The organism is Ramlibacter tataouinensis TTB310, from assembly GCF_000215705.1.
Lineage (GTDB): Bacteria > Pseudomonadota > Gammaproteobacteria > Burkholderiales > Burkholderiaceae_C > Ramlibacter > Ramlibacter tataouinensis.
Genome location: NC_015677.1, coordinates 1,023,797 through 1,047,359, shown reverse-complemented (window position 1 = coordinate 1,047,359; position 23,563 = coordinate 1,023,797). Strand labels below are relative to the sequence as shown.

Below are 23,563 nucleotides of genomic sequence, written 5' to 3'. Positions count from 1 at the left end.
ATAAAAGATGCAGAAACTGTTGTTGGCGGTTGATCGCCTATCAACCTGGCTGGGAAAAACGTTCGCCTGGTGCGTCGTCCTGCTGACGGTGGCGATCTCCTGGGAAGTGTTCTCGCGCTACGTGCTGGGCAAGCCGCATTCCTGGATGCTCGACGTGCAGATCATGCTGTACGGCGTGCTGTTCATGATGGCCGGCGCCTACACCCTGTCCAAGAACGGCCACGTGCGCGGCGACGTGCTGTACGGCTTCTTCCGGCCGCGCACCCAGGCCACGCTGGACCTGATCCTCTACATCCTGTTCTTCCTGCCGGGCGTGTTCGCCATGACCTGGGCCGGCTGGACCTACTTCCAGGAGTCGCTCGCGATCCGCGAGCAGACCTTCAACGCGGACCCGATTCCCGTGTACCCCTTCAAGTTCTTCATCCCGTTCGCGGGCGCCATCCTGCTGCTGCAGGGCTTCGTCGAGATCGCCCGCTGCATCATCTGCATCCGTGAAGGGCAGTGGCCGTCGCGCGAGCAGGACGTGGAGGAAGTGGACGTGGACAAGCTCAAGAAGATGGTCCATGCCGACGACAACCCGGGACTGGCTGCGGCGCCCGCCGAGAAGGGGAGCCCGCTGTGAAGATCCGCAAGGAACTCTGGTTCGGCTTCGGCCTGATGGCCATCATCGTGGCCGCGGCGCTGATCATGCTGGTGAGCGTGGAGCGCATCGAGCGCGGCCACATCGGCCTTTTGATGCTGTCGCTGGTCGTCGTGGCCATCATGCTCGGCTTCCCCACCGCCTTCACGCTGATGGGCATGGGCATGATCTTCACCTGGCTCGCCTACGACCGGGACACCACGCGGACGCTCGATCTGATGGTGCAGGCCGCGTTCAAGACGATGGGCAACGACGTCCTGATCGCGATCCCGCTGTTCGTGTTCATGGGCTACATCGTCGAACGCGCCAACCTCATCGAACGCCTGTTTCGAAGCATCCACCTGGCTCTGGCGCGCCTGCCGGGCGCGTTGGCCGTGGCCACCCTCGTCACGTGCGCAATCTTCGCCACCGCCACCGGGATCGTCGGCGCGGTCGTGACGCTGATGGGGCTGCTGGCGATGCCGGCCATGCTCAAGGCCGGCTATAGCGTGCGGCTGACGGCAGGCTCCATCACCGCCGGCGGTTGCCTGGGCATCCTGATCCCGCCGTCGGTGCTGCTCATCGTGTACGGCGCGACGGCCGGTGTGTCGGTGGTCCAGCTGTATGCCGGCGCCTTCTTCCCCGGATTGATGCTGACCGGCCTGTACATCCTGTACGTCGTCCTGGTGGCGAAGATCAAGCCATCGCTGGCGCCGCCGCTGTCCGCGGCCGACCGCTTCGTGCCGCTGCCGCCGCTCACGCAGAAGATCACCAACCCCGACGGCACGCAGCATGCGGTCGTGGGCCTGCTCGCGGCGCTGAAGGGTCGGCGCAACCAGGACGTGTCGACCGGTTACCTGCTGCGTCAGCTGCTGGTGGTCGTCGCGCCGCTGCTGCTGTTCGTCTTCGCCTCCTTGTGGAGCTACCGCGCGGTGACCGAGCCGCTGGCCGCCGAAGCGACCTACGAGAACCTGACCCGGATGGGCGAGACGAGCGGCGGCGGGACAGACCGCGATGCCAGGACGGGCCTCGCCGAGCCACCGTCGGCCGGCGGCCTCGCGGAACCGCCGGCGGCGGGCACGGGCCTGTCGGAACCGCCGTCCGGTGGTGGACTGGCCGAACCGCCCGCAGCGGGCGCAAGCCTCGCAGAGCCGCCGGCAGCCGGTGGCGTGGCCGAGCCTCCCGCAGCCGGCGGCAGCCTTGCGGAGCCACCCGCAGCCGGTGGCGTGGCCGAACCGCCCGCAGCGGGTGGCGTCGCGGAGCCTCCAGGCGCCGGCGGCACGCCCGCAGCGATGGGGGCCGAACGCGAGGCTTCAAGAACCTGGTGGACCACCTTCGCCGTCTTCGCAGCGCTCTTCGCGATCTTCTACGCCCTGCTGACCTTCGCGCGGCTCGAAGTCTTCAAGATGCTGCTGACGAGCTTCTTCCCGCTGATGGTGCTGATCCTGGCGGTGCTGGGCTCCATCGTGATGGGCCTGGCGACGCCCACGGAGGCCGCGGCGGTGGGCGCGCTCGGGGGCTTCGTGCTCGCGATCGCCTACCGGCAGCTCACCTTCGAGGTGGTCAAGGAAAGCGTGTTCCTGACGGCCAAGACGTCTGCCATGGTCTGCTGGCTGTTCGTCGGTTCGGCCATCTTCTCGGCAGCCTTCGCACTGCTGGGGGGGCAGGAGCTGGTGGAGCGCTGGGTGCTCGGCATGAACCTGACCCAGACGCAGTTCCTGATCCTGTCCCAGGTGATCATCTTCGTGCTGGGCTGGCCGCTGGAGTGGACCGAGATCATCGTGATCTTCATGCCGATCTTCGTGCCCCTGCTCGACAACTTCGGCGTGGACCCGCTGCTGTTCGGCTTGCTGGTCGCGCTGAACCTGCAGACCGCCTTCCTGTCGCCGCCGGTGGCGATGTCGGCCTTCTACCTGAAGGGGGTGAGTCCGCCGCACGTGACGCTCAACCAGATCTTCGTGGGGATGCTCCCGTTCATGGGGATCCAGATCGTGGCCATCGTGCTGCTGTACATCTGGCCGCAGATCGGGCTGTGGCTGCCGTCCGTGCTCTACGCGCGGTAGACCCCTGCGCCGAACGCGAAAGGCCGCCTCCGGGCGGCCTTTTTCCTGCAGCGTTCGCGACATTGACGTTGACGTAAACGTCAATTAAGGTAGTGGCCTGGAGACACCCCCCATGACCGACCTGTCCGCTGAATTCAAGGCGCTCGCGAGCTACCGCCCTACCCACAAGGTGCGCTTCGTCACGGCCGCCAGCCTGTTCGACGGGCACGACGCGGCCATCAACATCATGCGGCGCATCCTGCAGGGCATGGGCGCCGAGGTCATCCACCTGGGGCACAACCGCAGCGTCGACGAGGTGGTCACCGCCGCCCTGCAGGAGGACGTGCAGGGCATCGCCGTGAGCTCCTACCAGGGCGGCCACGTCGAGTACTTCAAGTACATGGTGGACCTCTTGCGCCAGCGCGGCGGCGAGCACATCCAGGTGTTCGGCGGCGGCGGCGGCGTGATCGTGCCGGCGGAGATCCGCGAGCTGCAGGCCTACGGCGTGACGCGCATCTACAGCCCCGAGGACGGCCAGCGCATGGGGCTGCAGGGCATGATCGGCGAGATGGTGATGCGCTGCGACAAGGACCTCACCGCGCTCGCGCCCAGGGACCTGGCGGCCATCCAGGGCCACGGCGAGATGGCCTGGCGGGCCCTGGCCCAGCTGATCACCGCGATCGAGAATTCCAGCGCCGACGCGGCCCTGGCGCAGGAAATGCGCCGGCAGGCCGCGGCCCGCCAGGTGCCGGTGATCGGCATCACCGGCACCGGCGGCGCCGGCAAGTCCTCGCTCACCGACGAACTCATCCGCCGCCTGCGGCTGGATCAGGACGACCGCCTGCGCGTGGCGGTCATCTCCATCGACCCCTCGCGGCGCAAGAGCGGCGGCGCGCTGCTGGGCGACCGCATCCGCATGAACGCCATCGGCCCGTGGAAGAACGGTTCGCGCGTGTTCATGCGCAGCCTGGCCACGCGCGACTTCGGCAGCGAGATCTCCGCCGCCCTGCCCGACGTGGTCGCCGCCTGCAAGGCCGCCGGCTTCGACCTGGTGGTGGTCGAGACCTCGGGCATCGGCCAGGGCGACGCGGCCATCGTGCCGCACGTGGACATCCCGCTGTACGTGATGACGCCGGAATTCGGCGCCGCCAGCCAGCTGGAGAAGATCGACATGCTGGACTTCGCCGAGTTCGTGGCGATCAACAAGTTCGACCGCAAGGGCGCGCAGGACGCACTGCGCGACGTGGCCAAGCAGGTGCAGCGCAACCAGGAGGCCTGGGGCAGCAGGCCCGAGGACATGCCGGTGTTCGGCACCATGGCGGCGCGCTTCAACGACGACGGCGTCACCGCCCTGTACCAGGCGCTGAAGGCCCGTCTGCAGGCCCTGGGCGTGGCGCTGCAGGACGGCCGCCTGCCGGCCGTGACGGTGCGCCACAGCACCAACCAGGCGTCCATCGTGCCGGCGGCGCGCTCGCGCTACCTGGCCGAGATCGCCGACACGGTGCGCGGCTACAAGAAGCGCGCCCGCGAACAGGCCGTGCTGGCGCGCGAGGTCCAGCAGCTGCAGGAAGCCGCCCGCATGCTCAAGGTCGAAAAGCCCGGGCGCGCCCCGGCGGCGGAGGCGGCCCTGGACCTGGCGGGCAAGCGCAAGGCGCGCATGGACAGGGACGCCCTGCACCTGCTGCAGCAGTGGCCGGACATGCGCAAGGCCTATGCCGGCGACGAGTACGTGGTGAAGATCCGCGACAAGGAGATCCGCACCCAGCTCACGACCCGGTCGATCTCGGGCACCCCGGTGCGCAAGGTGAGCCTGCCCCGCTACGAGGACCACGGCGAGATCCTGCAGTGGCTGATGCTGGACAACGTGCCCGGCAGCTTCCCCTACACCGCCGGCACCTTCGCCTTCAAGCGCGAGAACGAGGACCCCACGCGCATGTTCGCCGGCGAGGGCGATGCGTTCCGCACCAACCGCCGCTTCAAGCTTCTGTCCGAAGGCATGCCGGCCAAGCGGCTGTCCACCGCCTTCGACTCGGTCACCCTGTACGGCAACGATCCCGACCCGCGGCCGGACATCTACGGCAAGGTGGGCAATTCCGGCGTGTCCATCGCCACCCTGGACGACATGAAGGAACTGTACTCGGGCTTCGACCTGTGCAGCCCCGGCACCTCGGTCTCCATGACCATCAACGGCCCGGCGCCGGCCATCCTGGCGATGTTCATGAACACCGCCATCGACCAGAACCTGGAGAAGTTCAAGGCCGACAACGGCCGCGAGCCCACCGAGACCGAGGCCGCCAAGATCCGGGAGTGGGTGCTCGCCAATGTGCGCGGCACGGTGCAGGCCGACATCCTCAAGGAGGACCAGGGCCAGAACACCTGCATCTTCTCCACCGAGTTCAGCCTCAAGGTGATGGGGGACATCGCCGAATATTTCGTGCACCACGACGTGCGCAACTTCTACTCCGTCTCCATCAGCGGCTACCACATCGCCGAGGCCGGCGCCAACCCGATCAGCCAGCTGGCCTTCACGCTGTCCAACGGCTTCACCTTCGTCGAGGCGTACCTGGCCCGCGGCATGCACGTCGACGACTTCGCGCCCAACCTGTCGTTCTTCTTCTCCAACGGCATGGACCCGGAGTACACGGTGATGGGCCGGGTGGCGCGCCGCATCTGGGCAGTGGCCCTGAAGCACAAGTACGGCGCCAACGAGCGGTCCCAGAAGCTCAAGTACCACATCCAGACCTCGGGCCGCAGCCTGCACGCGCAGGAGATCAACTTCAACGACATCCGCACCACGCTGCAGGCGCTGATCGCGATCTACGACAACTGCAACTCGCTGCACACCAACGCCTTCGACGAGGCCATCACCACGCCCACCGAGGACAGCGTGCGCCGGGCCATGGCCATCCAGCTGATCATCAACCGCGAGTGGGGCCTGGCCAGGAACGAGAACCCCAACCAGGGCTCGTTCATCGTCGACGAGCTGACCGAGCTGGTCGAGGAGGCGGTGCTGGCCGAATTCGAGCGCATCGCCGAGCGCGGCGGCGTGCTGGGCGCGATGGAGACCGGCTACCAGCGCGGGCGCATCCAGGACGAGAGCATGCACTACGAGATGCTCAAGCACACCGGCGAGCTGCCCATCATCGGCGTCAACACCTTCCGCAACCCGCACGGCGACCCCACCCCGGAGAAGCTGGAGCTGGCCCGCTCCACCGAGGAGGAGAAGCAAGGCCAGCTGCGGCGGCTGCGCGACTTCCACGACCGGCACGCGGGCGAGGCGCCGGCCCTGCTGCAGCGCCTGCAGCAGGCCGTGATCGACAACCGCAACGTGTTCGAGGTGCTGATGGACGCGGTGCGCGTGTGCTCGCTGGGCCAGATCACCAGCGCCCTGTTCGAGGTGGGCGGCCAGTACCGGCGCAACATGTAGCGGCGGCTGAGGACCGGAGGCGAATGATCAGCCTCGCACCGCGCTTCGGAAAGCAGCCGAAAGCGCGGTGAGCGCATCCCGTGGGCGGCCGCTCTTGACCCTCGTGTGAAGCAGCACCGGCAGTTTCGGCAAGGCGGGCAGGCCGAGCTTTGAGCGCACGTCCACCGCACCGAACGGCAGCATGCGAGGAGCCAGCGCGGCCACACCCAATCCTGCCACCACCGCGGCAGCGACCGCAGGAACCCCTCCGCCGACGAAGACTTCCCGCCAAGGCACGCCCGCTGAATCGAGAAGCCGCGCGGCCAGCGCACGCACGCCGCACGGCTCAGCCATGGTCGCAACCGGCAAGGGTTCTTCGGCGCGATGCCGCCAGGTCGGCGCTGCGAACCACCCGAGTTTTTCTTCCGTCAGCACCTCCCCGTCGCTGCGCCCGGCATGCAGACGAACGATCACGGTGTCGAGCTCGCGCCGGTCGAAGCTTTGGAGCAGGTCGCCCGACGAGGCAATCCGGATTTCGATGACCAGCTGCGGGTCCTGCGCGTTCATGCGCGCGATCAACGCCGACAGCTCGGGACCCGCAACGTGATCGCTGATGCCGATGGTCAACCGCTGTCGCGCTTCGCCGAACGTGGCGAGCGCGCGGTCGTGTGCCGCCAGCATTTCACGCGCGTGTTCTAGGAAGGCGGCGCCTCGCGCGGACAGCTCCACGTATCGAGGTGTCCGCTCAAGGAGCCGGCACCCGACCCTGTCTTCGAGACGCTTCAGTTTCAGGCTCACTGCGGCTTGCGTGGCTTGCATCACTTCGGCGGCGCGGGTGAAGCTGCCAAGTTCCGCAACGCGGACGAAGGCCTGAACGGCGTCGAGATCGAGTGGTCGATTCATTTCAAATGCTTATCTCAAATATAGGCAGCGATATCTTGTCGAAATGCCTGCCACATCCTAATGTTCTGCCCGCAACTTTGAAAGACCGGCAATGCCCTTCGTCAGGATCTCGATGCGCTCCGGAAAGCCGGAGGCTTATCGGCAGGGAGTCATCGACGGCGTCTACCAGGCCATGCGAGACGCGCTGGGCGTGCCGCAAGACGATCAGTTCATCGTTCTTACCGAGCACGATGCTGTCAACTTTCGCTACGGAGCCTCGTATCTCGGCATCTCGCGCAGCGATGATCTCGTGTACCTCCAGGTCACCGTGTTCAACACGCGCACGGCCGAACAGAAGAAGGCGCTCTATGCGCGCCTTGTGCAGCTGCTCGGTGATCGACCAGGCATCCGGCGGGAGGACGTGTTCGTGAACGTCCTCGAGGCTGCCAAGGAGAACTGGTCCCTAGGCAACGGCGTGGCGTCGTTCGTTTGAGAGAAATAATGACTTACCCGGCATGCGGCCACCGCATTCACGTCAGGAATTCACAATGAGCGGAAAAGTCGTCCTGACCTGCGCAGTCACCGGAGGAGCGCCGTTCAACCCCAAGCACCCGGCAATGCCGGTCACGCCCCCCCAGATCGCGCAGGCCTGTCGGGAAGCGGCTCGCGCCGGGGCGGGCGTCGTACATATTGGCCTGCACCGGTGAACTGGCCCGCGCGCATGCGCAGCGGCCATGGCCCGAGCGTCTGTCAGCCTGCTGACAGCTGACAACCACACCCATGACCCTGGTGGGGTCCAACAAGCTCGGCGCCAGGAGCGTGGCGAGACTGGCCGCCGAGGCGAATCCGCCATTGATCGCGAAGAACAACGGCGGCTGATTAGCCCGTAGCGCAGGCACGCAAAAATACTTAGGGTCTAACCCCCTGGCGCGGCCTTGCCGCGCTTTCTAGCATTCGCAGTCTTTGCGCGGCCGCGTGCCACCGCAGCCGAACCACCGCAGGAGTGCGATTTGCCAGCTGAGTTCATCCTGGAGACACAGGGCCTGACCAAGGAGTTCAAGGGCTTCGTCGCCGTCAACCACGTGGACCTGAAGGTCCGCCGGGGCCATATCCATGCGCTGATCGGCCCCAACGGCGCCGGCAAGACCACCTTCTTCAACCTGCTGACCAAGTTCCTGCCGCCCACCCGCGGCACCATCACCTACAACGGCGTGGACATCACGCACGAGAAGCCGGCCCAGACGGCGCGGCGCGGCATCGTGCGCTCGTTCCAGATCTCGGCGGTGTTCCCGCACATGACCGTGCTGGAGAACGTGCGCGCCGCCCTGCAGCGCAACCTGGGCACCTCCTTCCATTTCTGGAAGCCGGAATCCAGCCTGTCCCACCTGCACGACCGGGCGCGCCAGCTGCTGGCGACGGTGGGCCTGCAGGAATTCGCCGACGAGCTGACCGTCAACCTCCCCTACGGCCGCAAGCGCGCGCTGGAGCTGGCCACCACCATGGCCCTGGAGCCGGAGCTGATGCTGCTGGACGAGCCCACCCAGGGCATGGGCCACGAGGACGTCAGCCGCGTGACCGAGCTGATCAAGAAGGTGTCGGCGGGCCGCACCATCCTCATGGTCGAGCACAACATGAACGTCGTCTCCTCCATCGCCGACCGCATCACCGTGCTGCAGCGCGGCGCCATCATCGCCGACGGCCCGTACGCCGAGGTCTCCGCCAACCCGCAGGTGATCGAGGCCTACATGGGCAGCACCGACACCGCCCTCCAGGGAGCCCACTGAATGGCCCCCACGCTTCTCACTTCGTGTAGTGCGCTGCCCCCCGAGGGGGCCCAGGCCTGCCTAGGGGCGGCCCGTCGGAGGCCTGAATGACCAAAGAGCTCCTGCGCATCGAGGACCTGCACGCCTGGTACGGCGAGTCGCACATCCTGCACGGCGTCAACCTCGCCGTGCAGCAGGGCGAGGTGGTGTGCCTGCTGGGCCGCAACGGCGCCGGCCGCACCACCACGCTGCGCGCCATCGTGGGCCTGACCGGCACCCGCAAGGGGTCGGTGCGCATCAACGGCGAGGAGGCCATCCGCCTGCCGCCGCACAAGGTGGCCCGGCTGGGCGTGGGCTACTGCCCGGAGGAGCGCGGCATCTTTGCCAGCCTGTCCGCCGAGGAGAACCTGATGCTGCCGCCGGTCATCGCCGCAGGCGGCATGAGCGTCGACGACATCTACGCCATGTTCCCCAACCTCAAGGAGCGCGCCGCCAGCCCGGGCACCCGCCTGTCCGGCGGCGAGCAGCAGATGCTGGCCGTGGCGCGCATCCTGCGCACCGGCGCGCGGCTGCTGCTGTTGGACGAGATCTCCGAGGGCCTGGCCCCGGTGATCGTGCAGAAGCTGGCCGAGATGATCCGCGCGCTCAAGGCGCGCGGCTACACCATCGTGCTGGTCGAGCAGAACTTCCGCTTCGCTGCGCCGCTGGCCGACCGCTTCTACGTCATGGAGCATGGCCGCATCGTGCAGCAGTTCGCGCAAGCCGAGCTGCAGGGCAACACCGCCATGCTGCAGGAATACCTCGGCGTCTAGTGCGCCGGCCCATCGTTTTCATCCCCAGGAGGCATCCCATGAAACTCAAGACCCTCGTCGCATCCCTGGCCATCGGCCTGGGCACCACCGCGGCCCTCGCCCAGCCCGCCAACAACGGGCCGGTGCGCATCGGCTTCATCACCGACATGTCCAGCCTGTACGCCGACATCGACGGCCCGGCCGGCGCCGAGATGATCAAGTGGGCGGTGCAGGACTTCGGCGGCTCCGTGCTGGGCCGCCCGGTCGAGGTGCTGACGGCCGACCACCAGAACAAGGCCGACGTGGCCAGCTCCAAGGCCCGCGAGTGGATGGACAACCAGAACCTGTCCATGCTGGTCGGCGGCACCAGCTCCGGCACGGCGCTGGCCATGGCCAAGGTGGCGGCCGAGAAGAAGCGTCCCTTCATCTCCATCGGCGCCGGCTCGTCCCGCCTGACCAACGAGGACTGCACGCCCTACACCGTGCACTACGCCTACGACACCGTGGCCCTGGCCAAGGTGGCCGGCAGCGCGCTGGTCAAGGCCGGCAGCAAGAACTGGTACTTCCTGACCGCCGACTACGCCTTCGGCCACTCGCTGGAGAACGATGCCGCGACCGTGGTCAAGGCCAACGGCGGCACCGTCGCCGGCTCCGTGCGCCACCCGCTCAACGCGTCGGACTTCTCGTCCTTCCTGCTGCAGGCCCAGGGCTCCAAGGCCCAGATCCTGGCGCTGGCCAACGCCGGCGGCGACTTCACCAACGCGATGAAGGCGGCCAAGGAATTCGGCATCACCAAGAACATGAAGGTCGCCGGCCTGCTGGTGTTCATCAACGACGTGCACAGCCTGGGCCTGGCCAACACCGAGGGCCTGCAGCTGGCCGACAGCTGGTACTGGAACCAGGACGACGCGTCACGCAAGTTCGCCAAGCGCTTCTTCGACAAGTACAAGCGCATGCCCTCCAGCCTGCAGGCGGCCGACTACTCGGCCACCACGGCCTACCTGAACGCCGTCAAGGCCGTGGGCTCGACCGATTCCGACAAGATCATGGCCCACCTCAAGAGCGTCCAGCAGAACGACTTCTACACCAAGGGCAAGGTGCGCGCCGACGGCCGCATGGTGCACGACATGTACCTGTTCCAGGTCAAGGGCACCAAGGAGTCCACCACGCCCTGGGACTACTACAAGACCGTGGCCAAGGTGCCCGGCGAGCAGGCCTTCACCTCGCTGGCCGACTCCAAGTGCTCGCTGGTCAAGAAATAATCCACCACCCCTAGGAGCCGGCCCTTCGGGGCCGGTTTGTCATCCGTAATGGAAATCTTCGGCATCCCCCACCAGGCCTTCCTCGGCCAGCTCATGCTCGGGCTGGTCAACGGGGCCTTCTATGCCATGCTCAGCCTGGGCCTGGCGGTCATCTTCGGCCTGCTGGACATCGTGAACTTCGCCCATGGGGCGCTGTACATGGTGGGCGCCTTCGCCGCCTGGATCATGCTCGAGCGATGGGGCGTGAACTACTGGCTGGCGCTGGTGCTGGCGCCGCTGGTGGTGGGCGTGCTGGGCGTCGCCATCGAGCGCCTGTTCCTCAAGCACCTGTACGGGCTGGACCCGCTGTACGGACTGCTGCTCACCTTCGGCCTGGCCCTGATCCTGGAAGGCGCGTTCCGCCAGCAGTACGGCGTCTCGGGCCAGTCCTACCCGGTGCCCGAGCTGCTCTCGGGCGCCACCAACCTGGGCTTCATGATCCTGCCCAACTACCGCGCCTGGGTCGTGCTGGCCTCCATCGCCGTGTGCCTGGGCACCTGGTTCCTGATCGAGCGCACCCGGCTGGGCGCCTACCTGCGCGCCGGCACCGAGAACGCCAAGCTGGTGCAGGCCTTCGGCGTCAACGTGCCGCTGATGGTGATGCTGACCTACGGCGCCGGCGCCGCCCTGGCCGGCCTGGCCGGCGTGCTGGCCGCCCCCATCATCCAGGTCACCCCCCTGATGGGCTCCAACCTGATCATCGTGGTGTTCGCCGTGGTGGTGATCGGCGGCATGGGCTCCATCCTGGGCTCGGTCGTCACCGGCCTGGGCCTGGGCGTGGTGGAAGGCCTGACGCGGGTGTTCTACCCCGAGGCCTCCAACGTCGTGGTGTTCGTGGTGATGGTCATCGTGCTGATGCTGCGCCCCGCCGGCCTGTTCGGAAAGTCCGCCTGATATGCGCCACTCCAAATTGACCACCGTCACCTACCTGGCCATCCTGGCGCTGCTGCTGGCCGCGCCGCTGCTGGGCCTGTACCCGGTGTTCGTGATGAAGCTGCTGTGCTTCGCGCTGTTCGCCTGCGCCTTCAACCTGCTGCTGGGGTTCACCGGCCTGCTGTCGTTCGGCCACGCCGCCTTCTTCGGCTTCGCCGCCTACGTCACCGGCTGGTTCATCCGGTCGCAGGGCTGGACGCCCGAGCTGGGCATCCTGGCCGGCGTGGTGGTCGCCGCGCTGCTGGGCCTGCTGTTCGGCGCCGTCGCCATCCGCCGCCAGGGGATCTACTTCGCAATGATCACGCTGGCGCTGGCGCAGATGGTGTTCTTCATCTGCCTGCAGGCGCCCTTCACCGGCGGCGAGGACGGCCTGCAGGGCGTGCCGCGCGGCAGCCTGTTCGGCGTGCTGTCGCTGGCTTCGGACACCGCCATGTACTACGTGGTGGTGGCGGTGTTCATCGCCTGCTTCCTGGGCATCTCGCGCATCGTCACCTCGCCCTTCGGCCAGGTGCTCAAGATGATCCGCGAGAACGAACCGCGCGCCGTCTCGCTGGGCTACGAGGTCGACCGCTACAAGCTGCTGGCCTTCGTGCTGTCGGCGGCGCTGGCCGGCCTGGCCGGCGCGCTCAAGACCGTGGTGATGGGCTTCGCCACGCTGTCCGACGTGCACTGGTCCATGTCCGGCGAGGTCATCCTGATGAGCCTGCTGGGCGGCGTCGGCACCTTCTTCGGCCCGGTGTTCGGCGCCGGCATCGTGATCTCGCTGCAGAACCTGCTGGCCGACAAGGTGGGCGAGTGGGTGACGGTGATCATCGGCGTCATCTTCGTGGTGTGCGTGCTGGCCTTCCGCAAGGGCGTGGTGGGCGAGCTGCTGGCCTGGATGGACCGGCGCAAGGCGCGCACCCAGCAGGCCTGAGCCGCCGCCCATGAACGAGCTTTTCTCCCTGCAAGGCCGCACGGCCCTGGTCACCGGCGGCTCGCGCGGCATCGGCCGCATGATCGCCGCCGGCTTCCTGCGCCAGGGCGCCAAGGTCTACCTCACGGCCCGCAAGGCCGCCGCCTGCGACGCCGCCGCGGCCGAGCTGTCGGCGCTGGGGCCCTGCATCTCGCTGCCGGCCGACGTGTCCTCTGTGGCGGCGGCGCAGGCCCTGGCGGCCGAGATGGCGCGGCGCGAACCGGCCCTGGACATCCTGGTCAACAACGCCGGCGCGGCCTGGGGCGAGGCCTTCGAGACCTTTCCCGAAAAAGGCTGGGACAAGGTGATGGACCTGAACGTGAAGACCCCGTTCTTCCTGACCCAGGCCCTGCACGCGCTGCTGAAGGCCGCCGCCGCGCGGCACCCGGCCAAGGTGATCAACGTCGCGTCGATCGACGGCGTCTCGGTCAATCCGCTGGAGACGTACTCCTACGCCGCGAGCAAGGCCGGCCTGATCCACCTGACCAAGCGCCTGGCGCTGCGGCTGGCGCGCGACAACATCGTGGTCAGCGGCATCGCGCCGGGGGCCTTCCCTTCCGAGATGAACAAGGACGCGCGCGACCACGGCGAGCAGGTGGCGCGGCGCATCCCGGCCGGCCGCATCGGCACCGACGAGGACATGGCCGGCGCCGCGATCTACCTGGCGTCCCGCGCCGGCGACTACGTGCTGGGCGAGACCATCGTTGTGGACGGGGGCGTCACCCACGCCCGGGGGTGAGGCGCCCGCCGGGCTACAGCCCGGCCAGCGTGTAGTTCTGCGGCCCGCGGCTGGCGATCTTGATCGAGCCGACCTTGTTGCCCAGCTCGGCGCAGCGCGCCAGCGGCCAGCCCTGCTCCAGCCCGTACAGCAGCGCGCCGCGCCAGGCGTCGCCGCAGCCCGTGGGGTCCACCACCTGGGCGGCTTTCACCGCCGGGACCCGCGTGCGCTCGCCGCCGACCCACACCTCGCAGCCTTCGCCGCCCAGGGTGACCACCAGGCCCTGCACCCGGCGCGAGATCTCGGCCTCGCTCCAGCCGGTGCGCTCGCCGAGCATCTTGCCCTCGTAGTCGTTGACCGTGACCCAGCTGGCCTGCTCGATGAAGCCGGCGAGCTCCCGGCCATCGAACATCGGCAGGCCCTGGCCCGGATCGAACACGAAGGGGATGCCGGCGGCGTGCATCTGCTGGGCGTGCTGCAGCATGGCGTCGCGCCCGTCGGGCGAGATGATCCCGAGCTTGATGTCCGGCCGCGCCTGAATGCGGGTGACATGGGCCTGCATCATCGCCCCGGGGTGGAAGGCGGTGATCTGGTTGTTGTCGCGGTCGGTCATGATCATGGCCTGCGCGGTGTAGCTGTCCTGCACCTCGCGCACGAACTCGGTGCTGATGCCGAGTTCCCGCAGCCGGGCCAGGTAGCCGGCGCCGTCGCTGCCCACCGTCGCCATGGGCAGCGGCGTGCCGCCCAGCAGCCTGAGGCTGTAGGCGATGTTGCCGGCGCAGCCGCCGAAGTCGCGCCGCAGCGCCGGCACCAGGAACGACACGTTCAGGATGTGCAGCTGGTCGGGCAGGATCTGCTGGGCGAAGCGCCCTTCGAAGCCCATGATGGTGTCGAACGCGAGGGAGCCACAGATCACTGCTGCCATAGGAGGTATGCCGGTCGAGGGAAGTGGGAAGGGTTCAGGGATAGAAGGCGAGCAGGCGGTAGCCGGCGATGCGGCTGGCGCTGCCGCTGGCCACCACCGACACGCCCAGCGAGGTGGACCACTCGCCCCCCGCAGGGAGGGTGGCCGGCACCGAGGGGCCCAGCTCGGAAGGCGGCAGCACCCGCCGCACCACGGGCTGGTCCCGGGTGTCGGTGAGCGTGAGCTCCAGAGCTGGCATCGCCACCTCGGTGGCCGCCCGGTTCTTCAGCGTCACGCTCAGGCGGTAGGCATCCGGGCGCAGGCGGTTGAAGGCCGAGCTGTCGATGACCACCGACTCGATGCGCCGCGGTGGGCCGATGCGGCACTGCAGGGGCTGGCACAACGCCTCCAGCACCGGCCGCAGCGCCGGCCGTGCCGCCGCCAGCCGGTCGCGCTGGCGCACCGCGACCTGGGCGGCCAGCAGCGCGGCCAGGGTCAGCGCGAGCAGCCCCAGCACCGCACGCACGCCGCCGCGCCGCCAGAAGGCGCGGCGGCGCGCCTGCCGCACGAAGGAGACGTCCTCCAGCGCCGGCTCGGTGTCGGCCTCCCCGCTTTCGTCCTCGTCTGCGTCGATCTGCGAGGCCGGCTGCGTGGGGGCCATGGACAGCTGCGAACTGCGCCAGGACTCGTGCCAGCCCGAGTCGACCTCGGGTGCGGGGCTGGTCGTGTCCTGGCGGACCAGGACGAAGGGAGCGGCCGGCGGCTTGGGCGTCGGGGCGCGGCTGGGCTGCAAGGGCGCCGGCTCGGTCGGCGGCAAGGGCGCGGGCTCGGTGGGCTGCAGCGGCGCCGGCTCGGTCGGCGCCAGGGACACCGGCTCGGTCAGCGGGAAGTCGGGCGGCACCGCCGGGGCGATGGGCGCCGCCGGCGCCTCATCCTGCGTCGGTCGCCGCAGATGGGCCGATGCGTCGAACACCTCCGAGCAATGGCCGCAGCGCACCCAGCCCTCGGAAATCCTGAGCTGGTCCGGCACCACCTTGAACAGGGTGGCGCAGGCCGGGCAGCAGGTGACGAGACTCATGAGCGCCCGATTGTAGAGAGCGCCGCCGGCGGTCAGCGCCGGGCGGTCATCAGGATCCAGCCGTCCTCGGTATCCGCCACGCGCAGTTCGCCCTGCGGCGCATAGGCGGCGGTGAGCTCCTGCGCCTGCCGCTCCAGGATGCCCGCCAGCACCAGCGAACCGCCGGGCGCGACATGCGACCACAGCAGCGGCGCCAGCACCTTGAGCGGCGTCGCCAGGATGTTGGCCAGCACCAGGCCGTAGGCGCCGCGGGCCTGGTCGGGCAGCCCGGCGCGCAGCCGCACGCCGTTGGCCTGGGCGTTGTCCAGGGTCGAGCGCACCGCAGCCTCGTCGATGTCCACCGCGTCGACCTCGGCCGCGCCGAACCGGGCGGCGGCCATGGCCAGGATGCCCGAGCCGCAGCCATAGTCCAGGACACGCCGGCCCTGCGGCGGATGGGCCGCGATCCAGCGCAGGCACATGCGGGTGGTGGGGTGCGTTCCGGTGCCGAAGGCCAGGCCCGGGTCCAGCCGAATCACCTGGCGCGCCTGCGCCGGCGGCTCGTGCCAGGTCGGCACGATCCAGAACTCGGGCGTGATCTCCACCGGCGCGAACTGCGACTGCGTCAGGCGCACCCAGTCCTGCTGCGGCACCGCGGCCAGGCCCAGCACGCTGCAGCCCTCGAAGAAGTCCTGCACCTGCAGCAGCCGGGCGGCGTCCCGGGCGGCGGCTTCGCCCTGGAACAGCGCCAGCACGCGCGAGCGCTGCCAGCCCTCCTTGGGCGCGGGCATGCCCGGCTCGCCGAACAGCGCCTGCTCGGCCTCGGTGTGCGCGTCGGCGTCCTCGACCGAGACGCTGAGCGCATCCAGCGCGTCCAGCGCCTCGCCCAGCATCTCGACCTTGTCCTCGGGGCAGAGCAGGCGCAGCTCGAACATAGGCGGCCGGCTAGCGCTTATGGTGCGACAGCCACTCCTCCAGGTAGTGGATGTTGGTGCCGCCGGCCAGGAACTTGGCGTCCACCATCAGCTCGCGGTGCAGCGGGATGTTGGTGTTGATGCCCTCGACCACCGTCTCCAGCAGCGCCGTGCGCATGCGCGCCAGCGCCTGCTCGCGTGTGTCGCCGTGCACGATGATCTTGCCGATCATGGAGTCGTAGTTGGGCGGCACGAAGTAGTTGTTGTAGACATGCGAGTCCACCCGCACGCCCGGGCCGCCCGGCGCATGCCACAGGCTGATGCGGCCGGGCGAAGGGATGAACTTGTACGGGTCCTCGGCGTTGACGCGGCATTCGATCGCGTGGCCGCGGATCTGCACGTCGCGCTGCAGGAAGGGCAGCTTCTCGCCGGCCGCCACCATGATCTGCGTCTTGACGATGTCGATGCCGGTGATGAGCTCGGTCACCGGGTGCTCCACCTGGACCCGGGTGTTCATCTCGATGAAGTAGAACTCGCCGTTCTCGTACAGGAACTCGAAGGTGCCCGCGCCGCGGTAGCCGATCTTCTTGCAGGCGGCGACGCAGCGCTCGCCGATGCGCTCGATCAGCTTGCGGGCGATGCCCGGCGCCGGCGCCTCCTCCAGGATCTTCTGGTGGCGCCGCTGCATGGAGCAGTCGCGCTCGCCCAGGTAGACCGCGTTGCGGTGCTTGTCGGCCAGGATCTGGATCTCGATGTGGCGTGGGTTCTGGAGGAACTTCTCCATGTACACGGCCGGATTGCCGAAGGCGGCCCCGGCCTCGGCCTTGGTCATCTGCACCGCGTTGATCAGCGCGGCCTCGGTGTGCACCACGCGCATGCCGCGGCCGCCGCCGCCGCCGGCGGCCTTGATGATCACGGGGTAGCCCACGGTGCGGGCGATGCGGCGGATCTGCACCGGGTCGTCCGGCAGTTCGCCGTCCGAGCCGGGCACGCAGGGCACGCCGGCCTTGATCATGGCCTGCTTGGCCGACACCTTGTCGCCCATGATGCGGATGGACTCGGGCGTGGGGCCGATGAACTGGAAGCCGCTCTTTTCCACCCGTTCGGCGAAGTCGGCGTTCTCGGACAGGAAGCCGTAGCCCGGATGGATGGCCTCGGCGTCCGTGACCTCGGCGGCCGAGATGATGGCCGGCATGTTGAGGTAGCTCTGGGGCGAGGGCGCCGGGCCGATGCAGACCGCCTCCTCGGCCAGCTTCACGTACTTGGCGTCGCGGTCGGCCTCCGAATACACCATGACGGCCTTGATGCCCAGTTCGCGGCAGGCCCGCTGGACTCTCAGCGCGATTTCGCCGCGGTTGGCGACCAGGATTTTCTTGAACATGGAACCGGACCCGTCACGCGATCACGAACAGCGGCTGGCCGTATTCCACGGCCTGGCCGTTCTCGCACAGGATCTGGGTGATGGTGCCGGCCTTGTCGGTCTCGATCTCGTTGAGGATCTTCATCGCCTCGATGATGCAGATGGTCTCGCCGGCCTTGACCTGGCTGCCCACCTCGACGAAGGCCTTGGCGCCCGGGCTGGAGGCACGGTAGAAGGTGCCGACCATGGGCGATTTCACGATGTGGCCAGCTGGTGGCTCCGGCGCCGCCGGCGCGGGCGCAGTGGCGGCGGCCACGGGTGCGGGGGCTGCCGGCATGGGCGCAGAAACCGGGGCGGCCTGCACCACCACTGGCTGGCCCTTGACGATCCGGACCTTCCCTTCCGCTTCCGTGATCTCAAGTTCCGAGACGTTCGACTCCGATACGAGATCGATCAACGTCTTGAGTTTGCGCAAATCCATGGCCTCTCCGGGGACAACAAAAGCGGCGAATGTACCTTAAATTCCGCTAAGTTTTACTTTTTGAGCGGTATTTTCGCTATCTGTCGTCAACGACGGACACTGCAATCGCGTTTGGCGGATCGGCTCTCAGCGTGCCGTGGTGGCTGCCCAGCGCGCCAAGTCTTCGGCCGTGAGCTTGCCCATTCTACGCTGCACAACCGCGCCCTTCGGGTCCAGAACGACCGTGAACGGCAGCCCCCCTGTCAGATTCCCCAGCGCCTTGCCCAGTTCGGTGCCGCCCAGGCCGGCCAATCCGATCGGAAAGCCCACCGGGGTGCGGGCCAGGAACTTGCGCACCGCACTGGGCTGGTCGATGGCCAAGCCCACCACTTGCCAGCCTTTTGCCCTGTGTTCGCGGTAGAACCCGTCCAGAAGCGGCAGCTCTTCCACACAGGGCGGGCACCAGGTCGCCCAGAAGTTCACCAGCACCGGCCGGCCCTTCAGGCCGGCCATCGCCAGGCTGCCGCCCTCGGGCCGGTCGAAACTTTGGGCGTACAAGGCTGAAGCGCCGTCGGCGGGCGCCGATTCACGCAGGCGCCACCAGCCCAAGCCGCCGCCGGCCAGCGCCGCCGCCGCGCCCACCCCCGCCAGCACCCAGCCGCGCCGGCTTGTACCCTTGGAGCCCCGGGGCCCCGCACCGCTGACGCTCATACCCCCTCCTGGGCCAACAGGGCTTGCACATCCGCGAAATCGCCGCGGGGACGGCGTCCCCGGCCATCCGGCCGCAGGGCTCCGCGCAGGTCGTCGTGGTCATGGATCATGAGATGCACGCCGATGGGCTCACCCAGCTCGGCGCTGTGGCTGGACAGGCTAAGCGCCTCCACCAGTTCGCCGTTGAAGCCGGTGACGCTGCGCGCTTGGTAATCCACCCCGTGCTCGATCAGGGCGATCTCGGCGGATTTCGGGTCGTCGCAGAAGAGCTGGAGGTAGATGTCCGACAGCCGGGTGGCCGTGCCGTTCCACACGGCCCCCGCCAGATGGGGCCGGAACTGCGCCAGTCGCTCCATCCAGACCAGGGCCAGTCGTCGCAGCGCGGTCAGCTCGGCCGGCTGGGTATCGGAACAGAACACCTGGAGGTACTCGCGCACGGCCTCCTCCAGCGTGTCGTTGTCGGGCAAGGCCGTCCGCGCGGCCAGGCCGAGCTGCTTGGCGGCCCTGCGCTTGGCGGGACCGTACTCCAGTCCTTCCTCCACCACCAGGCGGGCGGCCGTGGCCGCGATCTCGGACTTGAGGCTTTCCATGCGGCCGATTCTGCATGGATTGGCTTGCACCTACTTGGCTGTAGCTTGCCTGGTCGCTTGGTCGTTGTGCTCGCGAGTGTTGCCTTGCGCGGCGCGGCAGGCGGTGCCCGGCCGGGGCTCATACTGTGGCGGTCCGTGCTGGCGCACGGACTTCGCGGGCCGTTCTCTTCGGCCTGGGGCCGCGGTATAACTCGCTACGCGCCCGAAGGCCGCTGCGCTCAGACAGATGCCGCGAGTCAGATCACGAAGCGCGCCGCACCGGCGGCGCGCAGCCCCAGGCCGAAGAGCCGTCCCGCCGCCCCAGAAATCGCCCCGCCCGGGCACCGCCTGCCGCGCTGGGGCGTTACTTCTCCACACCGCAGCGCGCCAACCTGGTTTGTGAGCACCTGGCGCCCCGCGAGAGCCACCGCCTGCCGCGCCCAGCGGAGCAACCGCTTGCGCACGTCTGCGGCCAGGGTGCAACACCGCTGCCACACCATGCAGCAACAGCGTCTGGCCAACCCAGAGTGCCTCCACACCGCGTCGATAATCCCGCCCCATGCACATCCACATCCTCGGCATCTGCGGCACGTTCATGGGAGGCGTCGCCGCACTGGCCCGCGAGGCCGGGCACAAGGTCACCGGCTGCGACGCGGGCGTCTACCCCCCGATGAGCGACCAGCTGCGCGCCCTCGGTATCGACCTGATCGAAGGCTTTGGCGCCGACCAGCTGCAGCTCAAGCCCGACATGTGGGTGATCGGCAACGTGGTCTCGCGCGCGCGCCAGCCGGACGGCACGCCGCGCTACCCCCTGATGGAAGCCATCCTGGACGCCGGCCTGCCCTACACCAGCGGGCCGCAGTGGCTGGCCGAGCACGTGCTGCAGGGCCGGCACGTGCTGGCGGTGGCCGGCACGCACGGCAAGACCACCACCACCTCCATGCTGGCGTGGGTGCTGGAGCAGGCGGGCCTGCAGCCCGGCTTCCTGGTGGGCGGCGTGCCGATGAACTTTGGCGTTTCGGCAAGATTGGGCGCCGGCCGTCACTTCGTGATCGAAGCCGATGAATACGACACGGCCTTCTTCGACAAGCGCAGCAAGTTCGTGCACTACCGGCCGCGCACGGCCATCCTGAACAACCTGGAGTTCGACCACGCTGACATCTTCGACGACCTGGCGGCCATCGAGCGCCAGTTCCACCACCTGGTGCGCACCGTGCCGTCCACCGGCCGGGTCGTGGTCAACGGGCTGGAGGAAAGCCTGGCCCGGGTGCTGCATGCCGGCTGCTGGAGCGAGGTGCGCAGCTTCGGCGCGGCGGACGGCGACTTCACCGCCGAGGGCGAGCCGCATGCCTTCGACGTGCTGCGCCGGGGCGAGCGCGTGGGACAGGTGGAATGGTCGCTGGGCGGGGTGCACAACCAGCTCAACGCCCTGGCGGCCATCGCCGCGGCCGACCACGTGGGCGTGGCGCCCGCGCAGGCCGCCCAGGCGCTGGCCCGCTTCGAGAACGTCAAGCGCCGCATGGAGCTGCGCGGCACGGTCCGCGGCATCTCGGTCTACGACGACTTCGCCCACCACCCCACGGCGATCCGCACCACGGTGGACGGCCTGCGCCGCCGCCTGCCGCCGGGCCAGCGCATCCTGGCGGTGTTCGAGCCGCGCAGCAACACCATGAAGCTGGGCACCATGAAGTCGCAGCTGCCCTGGAGCCTGGAGCAGGCCGACCTGGCCTTCTGCCACAGCGGCGGCCTGGGCTGGGACCCGCGCGAGGCGCTGGCGCCCATGGGCGGCCGGGCGCAGGTGGCCGACTCCATCGACGAGCTGGTGCGCCAGGTGGTGCAGGCCGCCCGCAGCGGCGACCAGGTGCTGTGCATGAGCAACGGCGGATTCGGCGGCATCCATGGCCGCCTGCTGCAGGCGCTGCAGAACGCCTGAGCGTCAGCCCCGGGGAATGGGGGCCGGGGCCGTCATGTCGGGCGGGTGCTCCGGTTTCCACTGCGGCGCCACGCCCTGCACGTCCAGGGCCCCCTCCTGCGTATCCTGGCCGTTCGGCAGCCCCGAATCGGGGCCCTCGCGCCGGCCGGACGATGGCGACCACACCACGCGCCGGGCATTGGAGGTGACGGAGCCCACCAGGTACAGCGCGCCCAGGTCGCGTTCCAGCAGACGCGGTGCCAGCCCGGTGCGGCGCTGCAGCTGCTCCAGCGTGGCCGGCTCCACCGCCAGCTCGCGCATCAGCAGCAGGTGCGAATCCAGCAGCAGGCGCTGGGGCAGCCGCGGCGGCCGGCGGAAGTACAGGGTGCAGTTGCGGTAGCGCGCCGGCAGCACGTCGCGGCCGGTGCGCAGCGCGTACTGCCACATCAGGTGCGACAGCGTGGTGCGCACGAAGCCGCGGGGCAGCGGCTCGTCGGAGGTGGGGCGGGGCTCCCACACCGACTTCTCGAAGTCCGCCGCCCTCACCGTGGCCAGCACCGAGGCGTCGCCCTGCAGGTTGACGATGGCCAGCAGGCGGCCGCTGGCCACCACCCGGTGGCTGCCGCGCCCCAGGGCGGTCTCCCGCTCGAGGATCTGCGAGGCCAGCAGGAACTGGGCCGACAGCGGCCGCAGCAGGGTCTCGAACTGGGCCAGCACCGCGGCCACGCTGGGCGGCGATTCGGGATCGAACGAGCGCTCGGGCGTCAGCCCGCGCGGCGCCAGCGGCAGGCCGAAGGCGATGGGCCGGTCGATCCCCGACAGGTCCAGCTGCAGCGAACGGCCGCCGGGGGCCCCGGAGGCGACCCGCAGCGTGCCGTCGGCCAGTTGCTGGGTGCGCGCGCCGTTGATCCACCAGGCATCGGCCTCCTCCAGGGGCACGATCTCCCAGCGCACGGCGGCACCCGGCAGGCGGCCCAGCAGCTGCTGGAACCGCTCCTGGGCGGCTTCCGCAAAGCCGGCCAGGCCGAGGCGCAGGACAGGGAGTTCAGGCGTCATGGAGGGCGCGTGGCATGGATCGCGCCCAATATAGTTGAGGCTTCAACGTATGTAAATCGATGGTCTCCCCGGCCGTCAGCGCCGGCGCGCCCGCACCGCCGAGGACAGCAGCTCCAGCGCCTGCATCGAATCGTCCCAGCCCAGGCAGGCGTCGGTGATGCTCTTGCCGTACTCCAGCTGCGCGGCATCGTCCCGGCCGGGCGTGAATTTCTGGGCGCCCGCGCACAGGTGGCTCTCGACCATCACGCCGAAGATGCTGCGCGAGCCGCCGGCGATCTGGCCGCCGATGTCGCGCGCCACCTCCAGCTGCTTCTCGTGCTGCTTGCTGCTGTTGGCATGGCTGCAGTCCACCATCAGCGTCGCCAGCAATCCCGCCGACGCCAGGTCCTTGCAGGCCGCCGCCACGCTGGCCGCGTCGTAGTTGGGCGCCTTGCCGCCGCGCAGGATGACGTGGCAGTCCTTGTTGCCCTGGGTCTGCACGATGGCCACCTGCCCGTTCTTGTGCACAGACAGGAAGTGGTGGCCGCGCGCGGCCGCCTGGATGGCGTCGGTGGCGATGCGGATGTTGCCGTCGGTGCCGTTCTTGAAGCCGATCGGCGCCGACAAGCCCGAAGCCAGCTCGCGGTGCACCTGGCTCTCGGTGGTGCGCGCGCCGATGGCGCCCCAGGCGATCAGGTCGCCGATGTACTGCGGCGAGATCACGTCCAGGAACTCGCTGCCGGCCGGCAGCCCGAGGCGGCTGATCTCGATCAGCAGCTGGCGCGCGATGCGCAGGCCTTCGTCGATGCGGTAGCTCTCGTCCAGGTAGGGATCGTTGATCAGGCCCTTCCAGCCCACCGTGGTGCGCGGCTTCTCGAAGTACACCCGCATCACGACCTCCAGCGTGTCGGCGTACCGGGCGCGCGCCTGCTTCAGCCGGCGGGCGTAGTCCAGCGCGGCGTTGGGGTCGTGGATGGAGCACGGGCCGATCACCACCAGCAGCCGGTCGTCCTGGCCGGCCATGATGCGGTGGATGCTGCGGCGGGTCTCGGTGATCAGCTGCTCCACGGCCGTGCCGCGGATCGGGAAGAAGCGGATCAGGTGTTCGGGCGGAGGCAGCACGGTGATGTCCTTGATGCGTTCGTCGTCGGTCTGGCTGGTCTTGTCGACGGGGCGCGCATACCAGGCATCGCTGGCGTTCGGGGTCATCGCGGTCATCGTGTGCTCCTGG

Annotated in this window: 22 protein-coding genes; 12 read left to right on the top strand and 10 right to left on the bottom strand. The window is 68.9% G+C overall.

Annotated features, from left to right (window positions below; genetic code table 11):
- Positions 1 to 7 precede the first annotated feature (7 nt).
- The 3 genes from RTA_RS05175 (at position 8) to icmF (ending at position 6,088) form a co-directional block, all read left to right on the top strand.
- Complete coding sequence (locus RTA_RS05175; protein WP_013900330.1) at positions 8 to 622, top strand: TRAP transporter small permease subunit; 615 nt, start codon at positions 8 to 10, stop codon at positions 620 to 622.
- The gene (locus tag RTA_RS05170; protein ID WP_013900329.1) at positions 619 to 2,682 is read left to right on the top strand and encodes a TRAP transporter large permease subunit; all 2,064 of its coding nucleotides are present in this window, start codon (positions 619 to 621) and stop codon (positions 2,680 to 2,682) included. The genes RTA_RS05175 and RTA_RS05170 overlap by 4 nt, the downstream gene beginning before the upstream one ends.
- Before the next feature lie 112 nt (positions 2,683 to 2,794).
- The gene (gene icmF / locus RTA_RS05165) at positions 2,795 to 6,088 is read left to right on the top strand and encodes a fused isobutyryl-CoA mutase/GTPase IcmF (RefSeq protein ID WP_013900328.1); all 3,294 of its coding nucleotides are present in this window, start codon (positions 2,795 to 2,797) and stop codon (positions 6,086 to 6,088) included.
- Between the two features lie 27 nt (positions 6,089 to 6,115).
- Here the strand turns inward: icmF and RTA_RS05160 are convergent, their stop codons facing one another.
- The gene (locus tag RTA_RS05160; RefSeq protein ID WP_013900327.1) at positions 6,116 to 6,970 is read right to left on the bottom strand and encodes a LysR family transcriptional regulator; all 855 of its coding nucleotides are present in this window, start codon (positions 6,968 to 6,970) and stop codon (positions 6,116 to 6,118) included.
- Positions 6,971 to 7,061: 91 nt separating this feature from the next.
- Between RTA_RS05160 and RTA_RS05155 the strand changes: the two genes are divergently transcribed.
- From RTA_RS05155 to RTA_RS05125, 8 genes are all read left to right on the top strand, one after another.
- Positions 7,062 to 7,442, top strand: a complete 381-nt coding sequence (locus RTA_RS05155) for a tautomerase family protein (protein ID WP_041675063.1) — start codon at positions 7,062 to 7,064, stop codon at positions 7,440 to 7,442.
- A 22-nt stretch (positions 7,443 to 7,464) separates the two neighbouring features.
- A complete protein-coding gene (locus RTA_RS20110; RefSeq protein ID WP_318532686.1) occupies positions 7,465 to 7,656 on the top strand; it encodes a 3-keto-5-aminohexanoate cleavage protein in 192 nt (63 codons plus the stop codon).
- Positions 7,657 to 7,959: 303 nt separating this feature from the next.
- Positions 7,960 to 8,733 (top strand): ABC transporter ATP-binding protein, encoded by a 774-nt coding sequence (locus tag RTA_RS05150; RefSeq protein ID WP_013900325.1) that lies wholly within the window; start codon positions 7,960 to 7,962, stop codon positions 8,731 to 8,733.
- An 86-nt stretch (positions 8,734 to 8,819) separates the two neighbouring features.
- Positions 8,820 to 9,524, top strand: coding sequence for an ABC transporter ATP-binding protein (locus RTA_RS05145; protein WP_013900324.1), 705 nt, complete (start codon positions 8,820 to 8,822; stop codon positions 9,522 to 9,524).
- Positions 9,525 to 9,562: 38 nt separating this feature from the next.
- Positions 9,563 to 10,765: an ABC transporter substrate-binding protein gene (locus tag RTA_RS05140; protein WP_013900323.1), complete on the top strand. Its 1,203-nt coding sequence runs from the start codon at positions 9,563 to 9,565 to the stop codon at positions 10,763 to 10,765.
- Positions 10,766 to 10,813: 48 nt separating this feature from the next.
- On the top strand, positions 10,814 to 11,698 hold the full coding sequence (locus tag RTA_RS05135) for a branched-chain amino acid ABC transporter permease (RefSeq protein WP_013900322.1): 885 nt from the start codon (positions 10,814 to 10,816) through the stop codon (positions 11,696 to 11,698).
- A 1-nt stretch (position 11,699) separates the two neighbouring features.
- The gene (locus tag RTA_RS05130; RefSeq protein WP_013900321.1) at positions 11,700 to 12,653 is read left to right on the top strand and encodes a branched-chain amino acid ABC transporter permease; all 954 of its coding nucleotides are present in this window, start codon (positions 11,700 to 11,702) and stop codon (positions 12,651 to 12,653) included.
- Positions 12,654 to 12,663: 10 nt separating this feature from the next.
- Positions 12,664 to 13,431, top strand: coding sequence for an SDR family oxidoreductase (locus RTA_RS05125; RefSeq protein WP_013900320.1), 768 nt, complete (start codon positions 12,664 to 12,666; stop codon positions 13,429 to 13,431).
- A 13-nt stretch (positions 13,432 to 13,444) separates the two neighbouring features.
- Here RTA_RS05125 and RTA_RS05120 read toward each other — a convergent pair whose 3' ends face one another.
- The 7 genes from RTA_RS05120 to RTA_RS05090 form a co-directional block, all read right to left on the bottom strand.
- Entirely contained in the window at positions 13,445 to 14,335 is an 891-nt protein-coding gene (locus RTA_RS05120; RefSeq protein ID WP_013900319.1) for a carbohydrate kinase family protein, read from the bottom strand.
- A gap of 34 nt (positions 14,336 to 14,369) precedes the next feature.
- Positions 14,370 to 15,392, bottom strand: coding sequence for a zinc-ribbon and DUF3426 domain-containing protein (locus RTA_RS05115; protein WP_013900318.1), 1,023 nt, complete (start codon positions 15,390 to 15,392; stop codon positions 14,370 to 14,372).
- Between the two features lie 32 nt (positions 15,393 to 15,424).
- Positions 15,425 to 16,306: a 50S ribosomal protein L11 methyltransferase gene (gene prmA, locus RTA_RS05110; RefSeq protein WP_013900317.1), complete on the bottom strand. Its 882-nt coding sequence runs from the start codon at positions 16,304 to 16,306 to the stop codon at positions 15,425 to 15,427.
- Between the two features lie 10 nt (positions 16,307 to 16,316).
- Entirely contained in the window at positions 16,317 to 17,666 is a 1,350-nt protein-coding gene (accC, locus tag RTA_RS05105) for an acetyl-CoA carboxylase biotin carboxylase subunit (RefSeq protein ID WP_013900316.1), read from the bottom strand.
- A gap of 13 nt (positions 17,667 to 17,679) precedes the next feature.
- Complete coding sequence (gene accB / locus RTA_RS05100) at positions 17,680 to 18,126, bottom strand: acetyl-CoA carboxylase biotin carboxyl carrier protein (RefSeq protein ID WP_013900315.1); 447 nt, start codon at positions 18,124 to 18,126, stop codon at positions 17,680 to 17,682.
- Between the two features lie 126 nt (positions 18,127 to 18,252).
- Positions 18,253 to 18,816, bottom strand: coding sequence for a TlpA disulfide reductase family protein (locus RTA_RS05095; protein WP_013900314.1), 564 nt, complete (start codon positions 18,814 to 18,816; stop codon positions 18,253 to 18,255).
- Complete coding sequence (locus RTA_RS05090) at positions 18,813 to 19,406, bottom strand: hypothetical protein (protein WP_013900313.1); 594 nt, start codon at positions 19,404 to 19,406, stop codon at positions 18,813 to 18,815. Before RTA_RS05090 ends, RTA_RS05095 begins: the two co-directional genes overlap by 4 nt.
- A 538-nt stretch (positions 19,407 to 19,944) precedes the next feature.
- Here RTA_RS05090 and mpl point away from each other — a divergent pair.
- Positions 19,945 to 21,318 (top strand): UDP-N-acetylmuramate:L-alanyl-gamma-D-glutamyl-meso-diaminopimelate ligase, encoded by a 1,374-nt coding sequence (gene mpl / locus RTA_RS05080; RefSeq protein ID WP_013900312.1) that lies wholly within the window; start codon positions 19,945 to 19,947, stop codon positions 21,316 to 21,318.
- Between the two features lie 3 nt (positions 21,319 to 21,321).
- Here mpl and RTA_RS05075 read toward each other — a convergent pair whose 3' ends face one another.
- Complete coding sequence (locus RTA_RS05075) at positions 21,322 to 22,353, bottom strand: hypothetical protein (protein WP_013900311.1); 1,032 nt, start codon at positions 22,351 to 22,353, stop codon at positions 21,322 to 21,324.
- 75 nt (positions 22,354 to 22,428) lie between these two features.
- Positions 22,429 to 23,550, bottom strand: a complete 1,122-nt coding sequence (locus RTA_RS05070; protein WP_013900310.1) for a 3-deoxy-7-phosphoheptulonate synthase — start codon at positions 23,548 to 23,550, stop codon at positions 22,429 to 22,431.
- Between the last annotated feature and the right edge of the window lie 13 nt (positions 23,551 to 23,563).

Excerpts from the sequence above, each read along its gene's own strand:
- RTA_RS05140 (WP_013900323.1), top strand. The coding sequence starts at position 9,563 with ATGAAACTCAAGACCCTCGTCGCATCCCTGGCCATCGGCCTGGGCACC.
- RTA_RS05145 (WP_013900324.1), top strand. The coding sequence starts at position 8,820 with ATGACCAAAGAGCTCCTGCGCATCGAGGACCTGCACGCCTGGTACGGC.
- RTA_RS05075 (WP_013900311.1), bottom strand. The coding sequence starts at position 22,353 with ATGACGCCTGAACTCCCTGTCCTGCGCCTCGGCCTGGCCGGCTTTGCG.
- RTA_RS05090 (WP_013900313.1), bottom strand. The coding sequence starts at position 19,406 with ATGGAAAGCCTCAAGTCCGAGATCGCGGCCACGGCCGCCCGCCTGGTG.
- RTA_RS05130 (WP_013900321.1), top strand. The coding sequence starts at position 11,700 with ATGCGCCACTCCAAATTGACCACCGTCACCTACCTGGCCATCCTGGCG.
- RTA_RS05115 (WP_013900318.1), bottom strand. The coding sequence starts at position 15,392 with ATGAGTCTCGTCACCTGCTGCCCGGCCTGCGCCACCCTGTTCAAGGTG.
- icmF (WP_013900328.1), top strand. The coding sequence starts at position 2,795 with ATGACCGACCTGTCCGCTGAATTCAAGGCGCTCGCGAGCTACCGCCCT.
- RTA_RS05095 (WP_013900314.1), bottom strand. The coding sequence starts at position 18,816 with ATGAGCGTCAGCGGTGCGGGGCCCCGGGGCTCCAAGGGTACAAGCCGG.
- RTA_RS05125 (WP_013900320.1), top strand. The coding sequence starts at position 12,664 with ATGAACGAGCTTTTCTCCCTGCAAGGCCGCACGGCCCTGGTCACCGGC.
- accC (WP_013900316.1), bottom strand. The coding sequence starts at position 17,666 with ATGTTCAAGAAAATCCTGGTCGCCAACCGCGGCGAAATCGCGCTGAGA.
- prmA (WP_013900317.1), bottom strand. The coding sequence starts at position 16,306 with ATGTTCGAGCTGCGCCTGCTCTGCCCCGAGGACAAGGTCGAGATGCTG.
- RTA_RS05070 (WP_013900310.1), bottom strand. The coding sequence starts at position 23,550 with ATGACCGCGATGACCCCGAACGCCAGCGATGCCTGGTATGCGCGCCCC.
- accB (WP_013900315.1), bottom strand. The coding sequence starts at position 18,126 with ATGGATTTGCGCAAACTCAAGACGTTGATCGATCTCGTATCGGAGTCG.
- RTA_RS05175 (WP_013900330.1), top strand. The coding sequence starts at position 8 with ATGCAGAAACTGTTGTTGGCGGTTGATCGCCTATCAACCTGGCTGGGA.
- RTA_RS05120 (WP_013900319.1), bottom strand. The coding sequence starts at position 14,335 with ATGGCAGCAGTGATCTGTGGCTCCCTCGCGTTCGACACCATCATGGGC.
- RTA_RS05160 (WP_013900327.1), bottom strand. The coding sequence starts at position 6,970 with ATGAATCGACCACTCGATCTCGACGCCGTTCAGGCCTTCGTCCGCGTT.
- RTA_RS05135 (WP_013900322.1), top strand. The coding sequence starts at position 10,814 with ATGGAAATCTTCGGCATCCCCCACCAGGCCTTCCTCGGCCAGCTCATG.
- mpl (WP_013900312.1), top strand. The coding sequence starts at position 19,945 with ATGCACATCCACATCCTCGGCATCTGCGGCACGTTCATGGGAGGCGTC.
- RTA_RS05155 (WP_041675063.1), top strand. The coding sequence starts at position 7,062 with ATGCCCTTCGTCAGGATCTCGATGCGCTCCGGAAAGCCGGAGGCTTAT.
- RTA_RS20110 (WP_318532686.1), top strand. The coding sequence starts at position 7,465 with ATGCGGCCACCGCATTCACGTCAGGAATTCACAATGAGCGGAAAAGTC.